This is a genomic window from Prochlorococcus marinus (genome assembly GCF_001180245.1).
Taxonomy (GTDB): Bacteria; Cyanobacteriota; Cyanobacteriia; order PCC-6307; family Cyanobiaceae; genus Prochlorococcus_A; species Prochlorococcus_A marinus_F.
This window is the reverse complement of the sequence record NZ_CVSV01000031.1, coordinates 1-486: the sequence shown is the minus strand read 5'-3', so window position 1 is coordinate 486 and position 486 is coordinate 1. Positions and strand designations below refer to the sequence as shown.

1 protein-coding gene is annotated in these 486 nt (G+C 37.7%); it reads right to left on the bottom strand.

Features of this window, described 5'->3' with window-relative positions:
• Nucleotides 1-486, bottom strand: a 486-nt coding sequence (locus tag AMO19_RS00490; protein WP_306452410.1) for a proton-conducting transporter transmembrane domain-containing protein, incomplete at both ends; no start/stop codon positions are given.

Genomic DNA, 486 nt, shown 5'->3' with positions numbered 1-486 from the left:
AAGGAAGCAAGAGAGCAAGCAGTCCATAGGGCAAACATAATTCTCATTTTTTGTCCTACACCACTCATTTCATCAAGTTTAAGAGTCTTTGTTCTGTCATAGGTGGCACCAACAAGAAAAAATAAACTTGCCCCTATTAATCCATGACTAACCATTTGCAACATTGCTCCGCTTGTTCCAAGGCTACTAAAACTCCCTATACCAATAAGAACAAAACCCATATGACTTATCGAACTGTATGCAATTTTTCTTTTAAGATTTCTTTGAGCAAAAGAAGTTAATGCAGCATAAATTATGTTGACTACCCCTAGAACTATTAATAATGGGGCAAATTGAGCATGAGCAACGGGTAATAATTGTGCATTAAATCTTAAAAGAGCATAACCTCCCATCTTTAATAAAATTCCTGCCAAAAGCATATGAACAGGAGCTGTAGCCTCTCCATGAGCATCTGGGAGCCACGTATGAAGAGGTACTATTGGTAGT